12 protein-coding genes are annotated in these 20,696 nt (G+C 38.4%); 4 read left to right on the top strand and 8 right to left on the bottom strand.

Annotated elements, in window-relative coordinates; translation table 11 throughout:
- Positions 1 to 38: 38 nt before the first annotated feature.
- The 5 genes from ACPEEM_RS04085 to ACPEEM_RS04065 form a co-directional block, all read right to left on the bottom strand.
- The gene (locus tag ACPEEM_RS04085; RefSeq protein WP_424403354.1) at positions 39 to 317 is read right to left on the bottom strand and encodes a hypothetical protein; all 279 of its coding nucleotides are present in this window, start codon (positions 315 to 317) and stop codon (positions 39 to 41) included.
- A gap of 9 nt (positions 318 to 326) precedes the next feature.
- Positions 327 to 722 carry a phage holin family protein gene (locus ACPEEM_RS04080; protein WP_424403352.1) on the bottom strand — a complete coding sequence of 132 codons (396 nt, stop codon included), beginning with the start codon at positions 720 to 722 and terminating at the stop codon, positions 327 to 329.
- Between the two features lie 57 nt (positions 723 to 779).
- The gene (locus ACPEEM_RS04075; protein ID WP_424403350.1) at positions 780 to 1,091 is read right to left on the bottom strand and encodes a DUF883 family protein; all 312 of its coding nucleotides are present in this window, start codon (positions 1,089 to 1,091) and stop codon (positions 780 to 782) included.
- Between the two features lie 1,243 nt (positions 1,092 to 2,334).
- On the bottom strand, positions 2,335 to 3,762 hold the full coding sequence (gene sbcB / locus ACPEEM_RS04070; RefSeq protein WP_424405875.1) for an exodeoxyribonuclease I: 1,428 nt from the start codon (positions 3,760 to 3,762) through the stop codon (positions 2,335 to 2,337).
- 152 nt (positions 3,763 to 3,914) lie between these two features.
- Complete coding sequence (locus ACPEEM_RS04065) at positions 3,915 to 4,769, bottom strand: EamA/RhaT family transporter (protein WP_424403346.1); 855 nt, start codon at positions 4,767 to 4,769, stop codon at positions 3,915 to 3,917.
- Positions 4,770 to 4,912: 143 nt separating this feature from the next.
- Here ACPEEM_RS04065 and ACPEEM_RS04060 point away from each other — a divergent pair, with 143 nt between their 5' ends.
- Complete coding sequence (locus ACPEEM_RS04060) at positions 4,913 to 5,365, top strand: DUF302 domain-containing protein (protein WP_424403344.1); 453 nt, start codon at positions 4,913 to 4,915, stop codon at positions 5,363 to 5,365.
- Positions 5,366 to 5,428: 63 nt separating this feature from the next.
- On the opposite strand, the gene mukB is transcribed toward ACPEEM_RS04060, so the two are convergent.
- Genes mukB through mukF form a run of 3 tightly spaced genes read right to left on the bottom strand, consistent with a single transcriptional unit; the run spans position 5,429 to position 12,020 of the window.
- Entirely contained in the window at positions 5,429 to 9,916 is a 4,488-nt protein-coding gene (gene mukB / locus ACPEEM_RS04055; protein WP_424407857.1) for a chromosome partition protein MukB, read from the bottom strand.
- Positions 9,916 to 10,647, bottom strand: a complete 732-nt coding sequence (mukE, locus tag ACPEEM_RS04050) for a chromosome partition protein MukE (RefSeq protein ID WP_424405870.1) — start codon at positions 10,645 to 10,647, stop codon at positions 9,916 to 9,918. Before mukE ends, mukB begins: the two co-directional genes overlap by 1 nt.
- A 44-nt stretch (positions 10,648 to 10,691) precedes the next feature.
- Positions 10,692 to 12,020 carry a chromosome partition protein MukF gene (gene mukF / locus ACPEEM_RS04045; protein WP_424405868.1) on the bottom strand — a complete coding sequence of 443 codons (1,329 nt, stop codon included), beginning with the start codon at positions 12,018 to 12,020 and terminating at the stop codon, positions 10,692 to 10,694.
- 187 nt (positions 12,021 to 12,207) lie between these two features.
- Here mukF and ttcA point away from each other — a divergent pair, with 187 nt between their 5' ends.
- From ttcA to ACPEEM_RS04030, 3 genes are all read left to right on the top strand, one after another.
- Positions 12,208 to 13,149: a tRNA 2-thiocytidine(32) synthetase TtcA gene (gene ttcA, locus ACPEEM_RS04040; protein WP_424408213.1), complete on the top strand. Its 942-nt coding sequence runs from the start codon at positions 12,208 to 12,210 to the stop codon at positions 13,147 to 13,149.
- Between the two features lie 35 nt (positions 13,150 to 13,184).
- On the top strand, positions 13,185 to 13,709 hold the full coding sequence (gene msrA / locus ACPEEM_RS04035) for a peptide-methionine (S)-S-oxide reductase MsrA (protein ID WP_424403328.1): 525 nt from the start codon (positions 13,185 to 13,187) through the stop codon (positions 13,707 to 13,709).
- Between the two features lie 336 nt (positions 13,710 to 14,045).
- Positions 14,046 to 20,594: a YadA-like family protein gene (locus ACPEEM_RS04030; protein WP_424407855.1), complete on the top strand. Its 6,549-nt coding sequence runs from the start codon at positions 14,046 to 14,048 to the stop codon at positions 20,592 to 20,594.
- The last annotated feature ends 102 nt before the right edge of the window (positions 20,595 to 20,696 follow it).

Here is a 20,696-nt window from a genome sequence, read left to right as displayed (position 1 = left end):
ATAAAAGGCTAGAAAAATGTCTAGCCTTTTTCATGGCGTTATTCTGCAGAATTATTTCGATTTAATAAATACAGTGCCACTGCACCTAAAGCAGAATACGCTAAAAATTTTGAGCTGAGTAACTTTTTACTTAATAAGGATACGGCTAATGATCGTATCACAGGTTGGTTTAATGAAGAGGCTATCGTTGAAACGGAATTGACAAATGATCCCTCTTTTGCCGCCTGTTTCGGTTTTGATTGAGCATACAATTTCATCCGCAGTGCATCACCTTTCATCATGAGTAGCTCTTTTTCTTCATCAAGTTCTGTTCTCATAAATACTCCTTACTTTTGAGGTGTTTTATGCGAAGGGGAGGCGAGTGCCCCTTTTAATGCTTGAATATCATGCTTCATTTCTGTGAGTGTTGTCAGCATGAAATTACGTTGTTTCTTCAAAATACCACGCATGATAAGTAATAAAATCAAAATAATGAAAAAAGCCACCGCACTTACAGCAAAAAAGACGATTTTTTTCATTTCGGGATCAAGTACGGCATTTAATCCAAATAATAAACTAATAAATGAAACCAAGAAAAGAATGAAAATGAAGAACAAGACACTAAATAATGCGACTAAAAAGTTCTTTTGTTCCACTAACTCAATTCTTGCCATTTCTAAGCGAACTTGAAGAAGTTCAATGCTAGTTAGCGTGATATTTTTGATTTTCTGTAAAATTTGCATTTATCTTCCTAATTATAATAAAAGGCTACGAATGTAGCCTTCTACAATTATAAAGACTTATCTCTTGGAGATTAAGACACCTAACAATAAACCAATCACACCAGCAATACCAATCGCTTTGTATGGATTATCTTGTACTAATTCATCGGTATGTTTAATCACTTCTTTTGTGCTTGCCACGGCGTCCTCTTTTAAAGAACTAAATTGACCTTGTAATTTAGAAACACGTGAATCTAAACTGGATTTAAGTTTCTTCAATTCATCAACACCTGCTTTTGATTTTTCATCAAATAGCTCTTCTGCATTGTTTAAAATATCACGAATTTCACTTAATAATTCATCACGTTTTTTATCGAATTCTTTACTCATATTCGTAAATTCTCCTACTAAATTTGGGTAAGTATCTAACCAGCGTATTCTCGTTAGACCAGTTCATCTTATTATTTTTTAATCTAAAATGTCAAATTTTTGTTAAAAATAGTTTATTTTTTCCCCACTAAAAAGACAAAAAAACTGTCTGATATTTATCGGCACTCGGGAAGAATCGCATCATTTTCATCATATCCAAGGTGATCTATAGGGCAAAATTGACCACCATATAGTAATGGCGTGATTTAAATTTTATCCGAGTGATATCCATCAAAAAATCTAGATTTTACATAGCGTCATCAAAATAAAACAGTTTGTCATTTACACCATATCAAAATAAAGCAACAAGCTTTAACCATTATTTCCCACAGCATCATTCATATTCCAACTTAATTTAGTTTCTCACTGAAAAAAAAGTAGGGGATTTTTATTTTTCCTGATTCAACCACATAACGAAAAAATGCCACAAGAGCAGCAAGTAAGCTTTGGTGATCGGGTCACAAAAGTCTATTTGTCACGTTATTATTATATTTAACATAATATACATTATGCGAAGTAAGTTATCAGGTTAGTGAAAGCTACGTATTAAATAAATCACAGAGTTATGCACAGGTCACTTTTATTAGTTAAGCAAGACAAATTAAGTATTCTTTGAACGTTGTAACCTGCCATTTTTGCATTTTATTAAATGATTAATACCATTTGTAATGGTTTTGTAAAATACATTCTTAGAAACAAATGCTCAAAAATAAAAGCCATAAAAAAAGCCACATCCAGGGCTATGCGAGAATGCGGCTTTTTTATGATCTTATTAAATTCTATTTGGCACTCAGTAATTCTATATATTTTAATAACACCTTATTTCAGTTCTTATTCAATTTCTCAAATTAAAAAAAGTTGAGATTATCTTTTAATTTTTCATGGACGTTACGCTGTCCTTTCTTGTGGACTATTGGCTCAGGATGATTTGGTTTTGCACTTGCTATCTCTTCATTTGTGCAATATATGGTGATCAATAACAAGCAGTGTTAACTCATTCGAACTTGTTCCATTTGTTCAAAGCCTTTCACATTAACAGTTTCATAAATCTGATGTAAAGTTATATCTCTTTTAAAAAGGCATGAATAAAAATGAAAGAGTCATGGCTAAAATCGCCATGACCCTTTTTCAATTGATTACGCTATGTGAAATCTGGTGAAATTCCTTTAGCTAAATAACGGAAAATAAAATCTCGCTAACCTATTTATGGCAAGATTTTTGCTGCATATTCATACACTTTTTGTAATAAGGCTAAATTATCGGCATTTTCTTGATGTTCTTGCACCAAATTCTGCAAGCTTTGTTCAAATTTTAATGCATCTTGTTCTAATTTTTTATAACGGTATTTCTGCCATTTGATTTGCTCTGCTCGTGTTAAGGTATTGAAATAATGTCTTGCTCGATAATGAAACAACAAGTCTGGAATACGTTCATCTTTAAATGCCAAACCATGCTCCCCTAACTTCTCTGCGGGTAAGCTACGTAAAATAGCCATATTGTTTTTATCACTGTAATCAAAGAAGCCATTATACAACTCGGTTTCCACATTTAGGCTTGGCTCAAAATGCCGCTCTTCACTGAAAATTTCAGTGACCTTGTCACGAATAAGGGGGGTGTTTTTTAAACGTTGTAAATTTTCTAAGCACAATCCCCTATCAATGCCTAAGCGTTGGGCATTCTCGGGTAACAAGGTTTTAGCAGGTGCAAGAATTGGACATTTGTTGATATGTACCAGTTTCAATGGCACAGACAATCGTCCTTGTGCGATTAACTCTGCTTTCGGGGTATAAAGGTTTTGACGTAACTCCATGACGTCTTTATCAAGTAAATCGTCAATATTTCCTGCAAGATCACAACAAATAACGGCATTTTGATTAGTTGGATGCCAAGCTAATGGCACAATCCATGTGGTATTGCCACGATAATTGCCAAGCATACCTGAAACATGGACTAAAGGGGTGAGATTTACGGTATCAATTAATGCTTCAATGTCTTTTTTGCCTCGATGTTCAAAAAAATATTGAAACAATTTGGGTTGTTTTTCTTTGATCAATTTCGCCATGGCAATGGTGGCGTACACATCAGCCATCGCATCATGTGCATTGCTGTGTTCAATGCCATTTGCTTTGGTTAATTTTTCCAAACGAAAAGACGGCATGCCCTCTTCATCATAAGCCCAATTTATTCCCTCAGGGCGTAGTGCATAACAAGCACGGACCAAATCTAATAAATCCCAACGGGAATTGCCATTCTTCCAGCTGTATTCATAAGGATCAATAAAGTTACGATAAAAGGTATAACGGGTCATTTCATCATCATATCGAATATTATTAAATCCCATTACGCAAGTATTTGGGCGACTAAACTCTTGCAAAATACGATCTGCAAATTCAGGTTCTGCAATCCCCTTTTCATTACATTCTTGTGGTGTAATTCCTGTGACTAATACCGCTTCAGGAGCAGGTAAATAATCATTGGTTTGTTTGCAATAAAACATGACAGGGTCACCAATAATATTAAAATCAATATCAGTACGGATACCAGCAAATTGAGCAGGACGATCAGTGGCAGGGTCAACGCCAAAGCTTTCGTAATCGTAAATAAAAAAGCTAAAATCTGGAGAAATAGACATAATCAAACTCGTGAAAAATAAAGGCTATTTTAGCATAAGCAATAACATTCAGAAAAAACAAACCGCACAAAAGTGCGGTTTACGATGTTTAATAAATGAAAAACGTTTTGAAAAATGACCGCACTTTAGCGGCATTATCAGACGCTGTTTACTTATAAATAGAACAGGTAGTAGATGGAAATTATCCCCATACCAATACCCATTGCATTGATTTTACTGATTTTTTCTTTAAAGACGAAGGCACCTGTTAAAGTACCTAAACAAATCACCCCAATATTCATGCCCGCAAAAACCAGTGTCGGATTCTCGCTAAAACTTTGGTGTGCTTTAATGTAGAACAAAATATTCATAAAGTTTAACGCCCCTAACAGGATTCCGCCGACAAAACTAGGTACTGTCCAAACTTCACGCTTAAGTAACAGGTAAGCAAACATCACGCAAGCGGCCAACACAAAGACAATAAATAAGGTTGCTGGGAATGCACCGCCACTTTTCGCGACTTGTTTAAATAAAATATCAATAATACCGTAGCCGAACCAAACTAACACTAAACTGACTGCCCCTTTCCAATTGTTTTCTGCATCAGTAGGTTTGTTTAATAAGCAAAATAATGCCATAAAAGCTACAATGATCCCCATCAAGCGTGTTGAATTGGGTTCTTCACCAAAAATCAAAAAAGCTGCTAGGATGGGTAAAAACAAGGATAAACGTTGTGCTGCATCAGAACGAACAATGCCCGCAAACTCTACCGCTTTCGACATCACAATAAAAACCGTGGGTAATAAAATCCCTAACGCTAAAAAGACAGGGGCATTGTCACTTTGAGCCACAAACTCCGTAAAACCCAGCCCTTTGAAATCTGGCTTTAATAAGAAATAACTTAAGCCCAGTGCCACAATATAGTTAAATGCAATCGCTTGTTGAATCACAATATTTTTCTGACGTGCCACTTTCAGTAATACTGAAACCGCCACGCTACAACACACCGCTATGATAAGATTATGCATACATTTCATTCCTTAAAAAGTTGAGAGGCGGATTATAGCACCCTTTTGGCGTTCTCTGAATATTCGGATAAGAATCATTCTTGTTTAATTTGAAGAATCCTCTACAATAACGCCATTTTTGACATCACTTACGGGAGATATTTATGAAATTAAAAACATTACTTTTCACTTTGCCTTTTATTGCTACCGCATTCATGGCACAGGCTCATCAAACAGCACTCAAGACAGTCAAAAGTGCTTATCCTGCGGTGGAAACTGTTGAAAAAATCAAACAAGCAGTCTCAGAAAAAGGGATGAAAATCTTTGCTGTGCTTGATCACCAAGCTGCTGCAAAAGAGGCAGGACTTGAGATGCCCTTTTCCAGTGTGGTGATTTTTGGTGTGCCAAAAGTGGGGACGCCCATGATGCTAGTCGCCCCAACCTTAGCCATTGATTTACCGATTAAAGCCTTAGTGTGGGAAGATAAAAAAGGCGAGGTGTTTGTCACATTAAATGATACCGACACCCTGGGTAAAAAACATGGGTTAAGCGAGGATGTTTACGGTAAATTAAAAGCGGTGGAAAAACTTGTGCCAAGTGTGGTCACACAAAAATAAGATTGGCTATGAAACACAAAGTGCGGTCAAAATTTTTCAAAAATTGACCGCACTTTTTCTTAACTACTCTGTTGCACCAAATCCTCGCAAGCCAACCACGTGGACGTGTTCTTGGTTGCCAGCGATTTTACGCACCAGTTTGTAGGTGGTGCCTTTTTCTGGGCTGATGTTTTCTGGGGCGGCGATTAATAATTGCATATCTAAACGCTCGCATAATTCAAATAAGGTGGAAATGGATTTTCCGTCTAAACGGGCGGCTTCGTCTAAGAATAATAAACGGCAAGGCACAATATCTTTGCCGCGAATACGGCGAGATTCTTCTTCCCAGCTTTGTACCACCATTAATAGAATAGACATCCCCGTCCCGATCGCTTCACCTGTGGATAATGCACCACTTTCCGCACGCAACCAGCCGTCGGCACCACGGTACACTTCCACTTCCAAATCGAGGTAATTACGATAATCCAGTAACTCTTCGCCAATGGTTTGTGCGGTACGTTGCCCCATATCAATATGCGGATTCAAACGTTGATATAGCTTGGCAATGGCTTCCGAGAAGGTCATGCGATGATCGGTGAATAAATCTTGGTATTCATCTTGGTGACCCGATAAGGCATCGAGCAACATAGCGTGCGTATCACGAATATTGACCACCAAACGAACGGATTTCACCTGCCCAAAGGCAATATTTTGCAGGCCTTGGTTAAGCATACGAATACGGTTTTGTTCACGTTGAATGGTTTTACGCATAATATTTGCCACGCTTTCGGAACTGATTGCCAATTTTTGCTCACGGCGAGTCAGCTCTGCAGTTAAGCGAGAAAGCTCAATTTCCATTTGCTCAATGGCATCAATTGGGTCATCCGTTTTGATAATATCTTGACGAATACGTTCACGTAAATGTTGATACACCGCAATAAAGAACCGCACTTTATTTTCTGGTTTGCGGTTATCTTCTGAAAGACGCAAACTATCACGCAAATATTCATTGTCAGCGACGGCTGTACGCAAAGCACCCAGTGCTTTATCCGACATAGAACGTAATTCATCGGCGGATAAATAAGCAAACTCACGGCGATTTAAGCGTTTTTCCACATCGCTACCACGAGATAACCGCATCACCACACACCAACTCACTTTTGCCGCAACCACTAATTCACGCTGTGCTTTATAATCACGCTCCGCCTTGCGAATACGGTTGTTTAAACTTTGTGCTTCGCTTTCAATTAGGGTTAATTGTCTATCCACTTGATGACGACGTTGACGATTTTCAGACAATAACTGATGCAATTCATCACGACGTTGTTTAGCACGTGCCTCTGCCCCGTCGTCGGCACGTACGCCCAACTCGCCCACTTCTTGCAATAACTCTTGCAACATTTGGTTTTTATTGTTGAAAGAGGTTTGCAATTCAATCAGCACACGGTTGTAGCCTGCATATTGTTTTTGTTTTTGTGCAAGCAAGGATTTTTTGCTTTCACGTTGCTGCTGCATGGTGTCCAATCTGGCTCGTAATTGCTCGTTGAGATCAGAGGTGTCCGTTTGTGCACGTTCTTCATAAGCAAAATGGGCTTGACGCTGTAATACATCCGCTAAGGCAAATAAACGCTGTTGCACTTGTTTTTGTTGTGCCACAGACTGTTCATACTGGGCTTTCAAACTGGTGTAATTTTCAGGATCGCTTTGCAAGGTGTTGGCAATCGGTTCCAATTGTGACAACGTCGCACCATGTTGGCGAATAAATAATGCGTCTTGCTCAGCGAGATCCAATTGCTCACGGCATTCTTCCACACGGTCAAGCAAGCTGTCATCGGCAAGTAAATTTAATTGCGGAACGAGTTTGTTTAACAATTGCATTTGCTCTTTGGCGTTATCCACACGCAGGCGAAGTTGCTGTTCTGTGGTGCTAAATTGATTTAATTCACGCTCAATTTCATTGCGTTGCAGATTCACTTCCGCCAATAATTCTTCTGGATTCGGTTGAAACGCTAAGGCTAAATGCAAGCCGACAAATTGGCTAAATTGTTCGTGTAAACGTTGGCATTTTTGCACATCAAAGGCACGTTGGGCATACTGCTCTGCCACGTCATCCCGTTGTAATTGCAAGGCTTCCAAGTGTTTTTCACGTGCGGCACGACCAAACAGTGGAATTTCTGGGAATTTGGAATAACGCAATTCCCGATCAGACACTTGCACCACCACGCCGTGGCTTAATTCTTGAGCCGATAATACACTGTCATCAAAGGCGGTGGGATCGCCCTCAATTAAATATAAATCATCAGGACAGTCTTCAAGCTGCTCCAATTGCCCTTTAACCGCCGCTAAATCTCGCACCACAATGGCGTGGCGAGCCGGACCGTACAAGGCGGAGAAATATGGGGCATCTTCAATGGGCACATCGTCATATAATTCAGACAACAACACGCCGCCAAAGCGTTCTGCAAGCACGTTCAAACGGGCATCTTCTGAGCCGTCAGGTTGGCTTAAGCGAGAAATTTGGGTGTCTAATTTCTGGCGTTTTTGTTCTAGCTGATCGCGTTCAATGGTAAGTTCACGCTCTTTCACCAATTGGGCTTGCATAAATTGCATCACATCTTGGCTATCCTGAAAGACTTCGCCACTTTGCTCTTGTAAACGCTCCAATGCCGCTTGTGCAGTCAACCACGCTGGTGCCTTTTGCACATTTTCTTGATAAAGTGCGGTCAGTTGTTCCCGTTTTTGGCGTAAGGTAGAACGCTGTTCCACCTGTTCAGACAGTTCCGCAGTTAAATCGTCCAGTAAAGCCTCTTGCTCGGCGTGATACGCTTCCAGTTCTTCTGCACTCTCTAAATTCAAATTAGCCCGTTGATTAAATTCTTTCAGCAAACGTACCGCACTTTGCTGTTGTGCATAGCGTTGTTCCAATTCAGACAACTTGGCACGCAATTGTGGTGTTTGTTGTGCTTGGAGTTTCTGGGTTGGATATTCACGTAACAACGCTTTCGCTTGTTCAAAGGCACTGGAACGAGGCACTTCCCCTGCCACTTTACACACCAACTGATAGGCTTTATCAAATTGTGATTTTGCCGCTTCAGAGATCGACATTTTTTGTTCTAACTCAAGCACTTGCTCCGTCAACGTTTCGGCGTGGGCGGCAAATTCTTGGTGATAAGCCTCAATATTTTTGACACTTAAATCCGCCAAGCCACATAAGGTTTTCGCTTTTTCAAGGGCGGCAATGGCTTGTTGATATTGCAATGCTCTTGTTTGTTGGGCATCTAAGGCTTGTTGATAATCCGCCAATTGAGCACGAATTTGATCCACTTCGTGTTCCACTTGTTCCACTTGGGCTTGGCTTTCTTCAAGTTCTTCTGATGCCTCTTCAACCACCATTTTTTGTTCTTCTAAGCGTGCGGTGATTTCAGCCACATCTTCTTGGTAGCGAGAAATTTTTTCTTGATGACGTAAAGCATTTAACACCAAATTGAGATGATCTACCGCACTTTGGTGATCCACTTCCAAGGTTTTTTCCGCTTCCGCAAGTTCCGCCGATTCACGGCTTAACTCCACGAAACGATGCTGAGACAGTTGCTGTTCACGACGGGCTTGATACCAATCTTGACGAAAACGCACCGCACTTTCAATGTTGCCACGGCGTTCATTAGCGTGTCGCATATAATCCGATGCCACATAGTGGGTGGTTTCGGTAATTAAATGCTTGAACAAATCCCGATCCGATTGGGTCACCTTAATGGCTTCTAGCGTCATCCGATTTTCTCGTAACGCACTTTCCATATCTTGGAACGCCTTACGCACCCCTAAATTTTCAGGCAATAAATAATCACGTAGAGAACGGGTAATGGCACTGGAAATCCCCCCATAAAGGGAGGCTTCAATCAGTTTGTAGAATTTGCTTCGATCAGAGGAAGAACGCAGACGTTTCGGGATAATGCCCAGATCAAACATCATAGCGTGATAGTCAGAAATGGAATGATATTGCTTAAATTGTGTGCCGTTTTGCTCCATTTTCTCTTTTAATTCATTGAGCGACAGCACACGAGCTTGACGTTCGCCGATGATCTCCGTAAACACCGCCGTCGGGTTTTCAGACAGTGCCAGCCCCTGAATAGAAAAGGTTTTGATATCCACTTTCTTATCACGCCCTGCCACTTGTTGTAGCCTTGCCCCCACAATCACACGTTGATTGCGAGAGTTAAGGGTGTCCAACGCCGCATAACACACGCCTGGACGTAATTTTCCGTGCAAGCCTTTATCACGAGAACCACTGGTGGCGCCAGCCTCGGTGGTATTGCGGAAATGCAACAAGGTTAAATCAGGAATCAATGCAGTGACAAAGCCTGCCATTGTGGTAGATTTCCCTGCACCATTTCCCCCTGAAAGTGTGGTGACTAATTCATCTAAATCAAAAGTACGGGCAAAAAAACCGTTCCAGTTAATCAGGGTTAAAGAGCGAAACTTACCACGAGGGGCACTGTTGGCTTGGGAAAATACAGAATGAGGTACAGCGGTTTCAGCGTGTTCAACATTTTCAAGGGCTAATTCTTCAGACATTATGCTTGTTCCTCATCTAATTCATCTTCAATTTCTTCATTATTTTCGACCGCACTTTCCCCACTGGCTTGCTTTTCTAAGGCAAGAGAGGCTGGCGTCGCCGCTTCCCCCTCACGAATTAAGCGTAACTGTGCCTCAAGAGGATCGTCGCCTGCACGCACTTCTGCACCAAAGCGAAACACCGCTTCAGAAATGGTAAACTTGCCGCTGTTTTGTTCACCCACCGTATGAATCATGCCCAAACGACGTAAACGGGTTAATGCGGCACGCACTTTTTCTGCCAGTTTTTGCTTATCCAAATCCGAACCAGAAGAACGTTGATTAACCGCTTTTAACAGTTTTCCCTCATCCGCCAAATTAAATAGCTCATCATACACTTCTTGCGTGGAAAAAATGCCCTGTTGTGCCAAACGTTCGGGGCTTAAATACAGATAACAAAGCACCTTACCCACTAACATTTCCAATTCCGTCAACACCGAACGGGCAATTAAGGTAGTCGCTTTCGGGCGTAAATAGAAAAAACCTTCAGGTGCACGAATCAATTCCACGTTATAACGACGATAAAAACCGTCTAACTCGTTTTGAAAATCCATCAAAAAGGCGTGGTTATCTAATTGATCGAGGCTAATATGCCGCCCTGCCCGCAACAAACTATCCACAGCAGGAAATAAAGGATTAGCAATGGCGGCTGCCAGCTTGGTTGAAATAAGGTCTTGAAGATTATCTGTCATGGTTTATTCTCTAATTTAAAATGTTGCGAAAACATACCGCACTTTTATGATTTGTACTCATCAATCTTATGAGCTTGGACTTCCGCCCCTTGTTCATTAATGGCTTGCCAGTTTGGATAAATACCGCTGAGATCGTCTTTGGCTAAACCTAATTTTACCGCTTGATCCACAATAATGCGGGCGACGTCAAAGTGTTTTGAGAGTGGGTAATTTTCCAATTGGGTTTTTAACACCAAACTCAAATCAATGGGTTGATTGTGTTCACGGTAGGCGATGAGTAAGGTTTGCATTTGGGAAACAATTTGCTCGTGTAAGTCCGCCAAAGATTCATATTGCAATTCTTCAGGCAATTCACCTAAAGCATCCTCTTCTCGCAAGGTTAATTCTTCATCACGCAAGTCAACCAAGCGTTCTGCTTGTGCTGTCCATAAAAACCAAGGGTGATCAAAATAACTGTGGATAGACTGGCGTAAACGTTGGGAAAAGACACGATTTTTATCCATATCAATGGCGGTTCGGATAAATTTATGTACATGGCGGTCATAACCAATCCATAAATCAATGGCTTGTTGCCCCCAGCTGATAATGCGGTCTAATTTTGCTTGTAAATCGGTAATTAATTGCTCAACAAAAGCTAAATTTGGCTGTCCGATCACACAATCTTGAATACGCAATAATTGTGCTTGCAATTTATCCCCTGCTGCATTTAAGGTATCTTGTAATTCTCGTAAATTGCCAGAGGTTTCATCTAACAAATGCTCACAACTGGCAATGGCCGCTTGCCAATCTTTCGTTAAGAGTTCAGCAATTTCTTCTTTAATGCTTTGCTGCGTTTCGTCCATTACACGCTGAGATAAGTCAATGCTGTCGAAAATTTCTGCCACAGAATATTTCAACGGGGCAAACACATGACGCCGCCAATGATGCTCATCGCCGCCCTCTTCTGCCGCATCTGATGCTCGCTGAATTTCATCTGCCACAATAGAAAGTTGCACGGATAAACGTAATGCGGAGAATTCTCGTTGACGAATATAATAATCTGAAATGCCAATGCCCAGTGGCGTTAAGCGATAAATGGAAAGCCCTTCGGTAAATTCACTGCTAAAGCGGTTTAAAAAACGCTGTTTCACCAATTCATTAATCGCATTGTTGGCACGTATCGCAACTGTATCATTGGATTGCTCAAAGGCGTGAGAAATATGGCGAAAAATATCGACTAAATCCGTTTCTAACATTTCGCCATCAAGGCGTTCATTATTGTAAATCGCAATCGCCAAGAGAAATGCTAAACGTTCGGTAGATAAATTTAAAGAAAAGGCACTTTCCCTAGCCCAAGATACGAGTTCAGGAATGGTTTGTGATGTTTCAAGCATTAACAGGTCTCACAACGGAATAAAGGAAGCAAAAAAATTGTGATGATTATACCGAAAGTTATCCGATCTTTCAGCTAACAATTTTATAAAAACTGACCGCACTTTTGGAAAAGGCAAATTTCTAATGGAAAAAATCCTGATTAAGCCTTACTATACGCAGATTTTAATCTGCAGACCGAAATTTATGATGACAGAAACCATTCAACAAGACAAAAAACAGACCTATAATTTCAATAAGTTACAAAAACGCTTACGCCGTAACGTGGGCAATGCCATCGCAGACTTTAATATGATTGAAGAAGGCGACAAAGTCATGGTTTGCCTTTCTGGGGGAAAAGACAGCTATACCCTGTTAGATATTTTATTAAATTTACGCCTTAATGCACCGATCCATTTTGATATTGTGGCGGTAAATTTAGATCAAAAACAACCTGGATTTCCAGAACATATTTTGCCTGAATATTTGCAACGCATTGGCGTAGATTACAAAATTGTGGAAGAAAATACCTACGGCATTGTGAAAGAAAAAATCCCTGAAGGTAAAACGACCTGTTCACTCTGCTCTCGTTTAAGACGTGGTATTTTATATCGTACAGCGACAGAATTAGGTGCCACCAAAATTGCACTTGGTCATCACCGTGATGATATGTTAGAAACATTATTTTTAAATATGTTTTATGGCGGTAAATTAAAAAGTATGCCGCCGAAATTAATTAGTGATGACGGCAAACAAATTGTGATTCGTCCCCTTGCATATTGTAAAGAAAAAGATATTGAAAAATACGCTATTGCGAAGCAATTTCCCATTATTCCTTGTAATTTATGTGGCTCTCAGCCTAATTTACAACGTCAAGTTGTCAAAGAGATGTTACAAAAGTGGGATCGCCAATACCCTGGCAGAATTAAGACGATGTTTAGTGCCATGCAAAATATTGTTCCATCACATTTATGTGATACAGCGTTATTTGATTTTAAAGGCATACAACACGGGCAAATTTTGGAAAATATCGAAGGAGATATCGCATTTGATAAACCAGACTTTTCCCCATCATCAAAGATTGATGAGGAAGAAGATGACGAGCCTTCTTTTTCTCATCAGAACATGATCCATATTCGTGAAGTACAATAAGATGAGCATAAAAAATAATGATTAAGGAGAAATCAATGACACAACAAGCTATTTTCGCAGGCGGCTGTTTTTGGTGTGTAGAAGCCGTGTTTAATCAAATTAAAGGGGTTGAAAAAGCCACCTCGGGTTATATTAATGGCACCACGGAAAATCCGACTTATCAAGAGGTTTGTACTGGACAAACGGGCCATGCCGAAGCCGTGAAAGTGGAATTTGATCCCACTGTCGTGAGTTACGAAAAATTACTTGATATATTCTTTTCTATTCATAACCCAACGCAATTAAATCACCAAGGCGAAGATATTGGCACACAATACCGCACAGGGATTTATTATTTAAATGACGAACAAAAACAACAAGCAAATGAAAAAATTGTGGAATTACAACCGCACTTTTCAGAAAAAATCGTTACTGAAGTTCTTCCAGCTCAAACATTTTATCCTGCGGAAGACTACCATCAAGGTTATTTATTACAAAATCCACAAAACAGCTACTGTAATTTAGTTGCTACGCCGAAATTTCTAAAAGCGAAAGTGAAGTTTGAAGCAATCTGGAAATAAAATATTTCTTTTGTTTTTCATAAAGTTAAATAAACAGCCCAAAATAAACCTCTTATTTTGGGCTGTTTTGTTTTTATTAAAAATAACTTTATTTTACTTCATTTTACGTTTCATAAATTTACATTAAATAAATTTACAATTAATTTCTTTAAATTCAACTCAAGCAAATAAAATCAACAATCCTCTTATTTAAGCATGTAAAAGTTTGTAAAAGTGATTTAAACAACAACAATTATAAGGTTATTTTATTAAGAGCATAAAATACAATAATTATGCTCAAATAAATCATCTTTTGATGTAGAGGCTATCGTTTGCAGATATTTAAGAGGCTTTCATATGAAAAACTTAGTATTTAAAAACAGCTTATTTACATTATTGGTTACCGGGATGTTAACGACAGAAGCTTTTGCATTTACGCCTGACAATGTCCCAATCAAAAATGTAAAAAATAACGCTGATATCATGGGATTACAAATTCCATCACAGGGCAATCAACTCCCCATTGCCTATAATCAACAAGCAATTACGCAAAATAGAAGAACATTCCAACATCCAGGAATGAATAATATTGAAACGCAATTGATTTTAACAGACAGAATATTACAAGCTGTTAAAAACAAAAAAACAATTAACCCAAGCCAACAAAATATTACACATGGGCAAATAAGAGGACAATCCCTTCCAACTCAACAAGCACTTCATCAAGGTCAAATACAGCAACATAGTGGCCATACTCAAAAACCGAAAGGAACAACGATTATTAACCCTGTCTTTGCAGTGGTGAAGAATACTTTATCGGTGACGAAAAATACGAATATTCAGATTCAGCAGAATAATGTGAATGTGAAGGTCAATGTAAGTGATAAGAAAAATACCCTTCATATTGCACAGAATAGAAAAGAAATACAGAAAAATAGCGGCAATATTCAACAAAATCGTCAAGATATTTTGAAAAATCAAACGCATATTCATAATAACAGTATGAATATTGCGAAGAATACTTACCATATTCAAAAGATCAACAATAACATTCACAACAATAATGTGAATATTGCCCAAAACCGTCATGATATTTCGGTCAACAAACACAACATTCACAATAACAGTGTGAATATTGCTCACAATCGCCATGATATCTCGGTCAACAAACGCAACATTCACAATAACAGTGTGAATATTGCTCATAATCGCCATGATATCTTGGTCAACAAACACAATATCCACAATAACAGTGTGAATATTGCGAAACATAACCATCGAATCAACATTAACTCCGCACGAATTGACCACAATCGCTATGATATTAATGCTAATCGACAGCACATTATAAACAATAGTGCGAACATTGCCCATAACCGCCACGATATTAATGTCAACCGTCATCATATTGTGAACAATGCGATTAATATTGCTCATAACCGCCATGACATTAATGCTAACCGTGCCGATATTAATGTGAATCGTCATCACATTATTAATAATGCTCACAATATTGCACGCAATAACCAACGCATTAACATCAACTCAGCACGTATCGATCACAATCGTCATGATATTAATGTCAACCGTCATCATATTGTGAACAATGCAATTAATATTGCTCATAACCGTCATGACATTAATGCCAACCGTGCCGATATCAATGTGAATCGTCACCACATTATTAATAATGCTTACAATATTGCACGCAATAACCAACGCATTAACATCAACTCAGCACGTATCGATCACAATCGTCATGATATCAATGTCAACCGTCATCATATTGTGAACAATGCGATTAATATTGCTCATAACCGCCATGACATTAATGCTAACCGTGCCGATATCAATGTGAATCGTCATCACATTATTAATAATGCTCACAATATTGCACGCAATAACCAACGCATTAACATCAATTCAGCACGTATCGATCACAATCGTCATGATATTAATGTCAACCGTCATCATATTGTGAACAATGCGATTAATATTGCTCATAACCGCCATGACATTAATGCGAATCGTGCCGATATCAATGTGAATCGTCATCACATTATTAATAATGCTCACAATATTGCACGCAATAACCAACGCATTAACATCAACTCAGCACGTATCGATCACAATCGTCATGATATTAATGTCAACCGTCATCATATTGTGAACAATGCAATTAATATTGCTCATAACCGTCATGACATTAATGCTAACCGTGCCGATATCAATGTGAATCGTCATCACATTATTAATAATGCTCACAATATTGCACGCAATAACCAACGCATTAACATCAACTCAGCACGTATCGATCACAATCGTCATGATATTAATGTCAACCGTCATCATATTATCAATAACATTGCGAACATTGCTGATAACCGTAAAGACATAAACCGTAATACGGCAGATATTCATGACAATCGTAAAGATATTAATCGTAATACTTTCGATATTCGTGATAATCGTGCAGATATCAACCGCAATACCTTCAATATTCGTGACAACCGTACTGATATTGATCGCAATATTGCCAACATCAAAGATAACCGCACCGATATCAACCGTAACATTGCAAACATTGCCGATAACCGTAAAGACATAAATCGTAATACGGCAGATATTCATGACAATCGTAAAGATATTAATCGTAATACTTTCGATATTCGTGATAATCGTCTAGATATCAACCGCAATACCTTCAATATTCGTGACAACCGTACCGATATTGATCGCAATATTGCTAACATCAAAGATAACCGCACCGATATCAACCGTAACATTGCAAACATTGCCGATAACCGTAAAGACATAAATCGTAATACGGCAGATATTCATGACAATCGTAAAGATATTAATCGCAATACTTTCGATATTCGTGATAATCGTCTAGATATCAACCGCAATACCTTCAATATTCGTGACAACCGTACTGATATTGATCGCAATATTGCCAACATCAAAGATAACCGCACGGACATCAACCGTAACATTGCGAATATTGCCGATAACCGTAAAGACATAAACCGTAATACGGCAGATATTCATGACAATCGTAAAGATATTAATCGCAATACTTTCGATATTCGTGATAATCGTGCAGATATCAACCGCAATACCTTCAATATTCGTGACAATCGTACCGATATTGATCGCAATATTGCCAACATCAAAGATAACCGCACGGACATCAACCGTAACATTGCGAATATTGCCGATAACCGTAAAGACATAAACCGTAATACGGCAGATATTCATGACAATCGTAAAGATATTAATCGTAATACTTTCGATATTCGTGATAATCGTGCAGATATCAACCGCAATACCTTCAATATTCGTGACAACCGTACTGATATTGATCGCAATATTGCCAACATCAAAGACAATCGTACCGATATCGACCGTAACATTGCGAATATTGCTGATAACCGTACTGATATAAATCGTAATACGGCAGATATTCATGACAATCGTAAAGATATTAATCGCAATACTTTCGATATTCGTGATAATCGTGCAGATATCAACCGCAATACCTTCAATATTCGTGACAACCGTACCGATATTGATCGCAATATTGCCAACATCAAAGACAATCGCACCGATATCAACCGTAACATTGCGAACATTGCTGATAACCGTAAAGACATAAACCGTAATACGGCAGATATTCATGACAATCGTAAAGATATTAATCGCAATACTTTCGATATTCGTGATAACCGTAAAGACATAAACCGTAATACGGCAGATATTCATGACAATCGTAAAGATATTAATCGCAATACTTTCGATATTCGTGATAATCGTGCAGATATCAACCGCAATACCTTCAATATTCGTGACAACCGTACTGATATTGATCGCAATATTGCTAACATCAAAGATAACCGCACGGACATCAACCGTAACATTGCGAACATTGCCGATAACCGTAAAGACATAAACCGTAATACGGCTGATATTCATGACAATCGTAAAGATATTAATCGCAATACTTTCGATATTCGTGATAATCGTGCAGATATCAACCGCAATACCTTCAATATTCGTGACAACCGTACTGATATTGATCGCAATATTGCCAACATCAAAGACAATCGTACCGATATCGACCGTAACATTGCGAATATTGCTGATAACCGTAAAGACATAAACCGTAATACGGCAGATATTCATGACAATCGTAAAGATATTAATCGTAATACTTTCGATATTCGTGATAATCGTGCAGATATCAACCGCAATACCTTCAATATTCGTGACAACCGTACTGATATTGATCGCAATATTGCCAACATCAAAGACAATCGTACCGATATCGACCGTAACATTGCGAATATTGCTGATAACCGTACTGATATAAATCGTAATACGGCAGATATTCATGACAATCGTAAAGATATTAATCGCAATACTTTCGATATTCGTGATAATCGTGCAGATATCAACCGCAATACCTTCAATATTCGTGACAACCGTACCGATATTGATCGCAATATTGCCAACATCAAAGACAATCGCACCGATATCAACCGTAACATTGCGAACATTGCTGATAACCGTAAAGACATAAACCGTAATACGGCAGATATTCATGACAATCGTAAAGATATTAATCGTAATACTTTCGATATTCGTGATAATCGTGCAGATATCAACCGCAATACCTTCAATATTCGTGACAACCGTACTGATATTGATCGCAATATTGCCAACATCAAAGATAACCGCACCGATATCAACCGTAACATTGCGAATATTGCTGATAACCGTACTGATATAAATCGTAATACGGCAGATATTCATGACAATCGTAAAGATATTAATCGCAATACTTTCGATATTCGTGATAATCGTGCAGATATCAACCGCAATACCTTCAATATTCGTGACAACCGTACCGATATTGATCGCAATATTGCCAACATCAAAGACAATCGCACCGATATCAACCGTAACATTGCGAACATTGCTGATAACCGTAAAGACATAAACCGTAATACGGCAGATATTCATGACAATCGTAAAGATATTAATCGTAATACTTTCGATATTCGTGATAATCGTGCAGATATCAACCGCAATACCTTCAATATTCGTGACAACCGTACTGATATTGATCGCAATATTGCCAACATCAAAGATAACCGCACCGATATCAACCGTAACATTGCAAACATTGCCGATAACCGTAAAGACATAAATCGTAATACGGCAGATATTCATGACAATCGCAAAGATATTAATCGCAATACTTTCGATATTCGTGATAATCGTGCAGATATCAACCGCAATACCTTCAATATTCGTGACAACCGTACCGATATTGATCGCAATATTGCCAACATCAAAGACAATCGTACCGATATCGACCGTAACATTGCGAACATTGCCGATAACCGTACTGATATAAACCGTAATACTAACGATATCAGAGATAATCGCTACGATATCAATCGTAATACGGGAGATATTGCGGATAACCGCCACGATATTAATATCAACCGCAACAATATCGTAAGCAACCGTCACGATATTGACATCAATACAAGCAATATTGCGAATAACCGCACGGATATCAATGTCAATGCTGGTAATATTGCAAGCAATCGCCATGATATTAATGTCAATATTGAAAACATCACCAACAACCGTGCAGATATCAATGTGAATGCTGGTAATATTGCAAATAACCGTCAGGATATTAATGTCAATACTGGTAATATTGCGAATAACCGTTCAGATATTAATGTGAATATTCAAAATATTGCTCATAATCGTGCTGATATTAATGTGAACACACAAAATATTGCACATAACCGTGCTGATATTAATGTGAATACACAAAATATTGCTCATAACCGTGCTGATATTAATGTGAATACACAAAATATTGCTCATAATCGTGCTGATATTAATGTGAATACACAAAATATTGCTCATAATCGTGCTGATATTAATGTGAACACACAAAATATTACACATAACCGTGCTGATATTAATGTGAACACACAAAATATTGCACATAACCGTGCTGATATTAATGTGAATACACAAAATATTACGAATAACCGTGCTGATATTAATGTAAATACACAAAATATTGCACATAACCGTTCAGATATTGATGTGAATATTCAAAATATTGCAAATAATCGTACTGATATTAATCGTACAATTATCAACGTGATCGATAATCGTAAAGATATCAATACGAATAGCACGAATATTGCGAATAATCGTCATGATATTCATGTGAATATGGAAAACATTGAGGTGAATAAACAAAATATTCACAACAATCACGTTCAGATTCAAAATAATACGGTGAATATTGCACAAAATCGTAATGATATTGTGGTGAATCATCAACATATCCAGCAAAATACGACGAATATTGAACAAAATCGTCAGGATATTGCGGTGAATCATCAACATATTCAGCAAAACACAAGCGATATTAAACAAAATCGCCATGACATTCAGGTCAATAAAACCAATATTGAGAAAAATGAAACCAATATCATGCAAAATCGTAAAGATATTCAAATCATTAAATCCAATATTAATGTGAATGCTGACAACCTAGAAATGCATGCGAAAAACATTGAAATCAACAAAGCGGGTATCGCTAGACTTGATCAAAGTGTTGCACGCCTCAACAAAGAAATGCAAAGTGGTTTTGCAACTCAAGCAGCATTAAGTGGCTTATTCCAACCATATAATGTCGGAAAAGTGAACGTCAGTGCGGCTGTGGGTGGCTATAAAGGCAAAACTGCTGTGGCCGTTGGTACAGGTTATCGTTTCAACAAAAATGTTGCAGCGAAAGCCGGTTTATCAATGGGACCAAATGGTGCTGGTATGTCATATAATGTCGGTGTGAATTTTGAATTCTAAGCTACATTGATGATGATAACAAAAGAGGGAAGATTTATTCCCTCTTTTTCTACCCCCGATGTTTAATCCATCGGGGTTTATTTTACCCTCCTCCCCCTCTTC

The organism is Pasteurella pantherarum (genome assembly GCF_049670885.1).
GTDB lineage: Bacteria > Pseudomonadota > Gammaproteobacteria > Enterobacterales > Pasteurellaceae > Pasteurella.
This window is presented reverse-complemented; position numbering and strand designations above follow the sequence as displayed.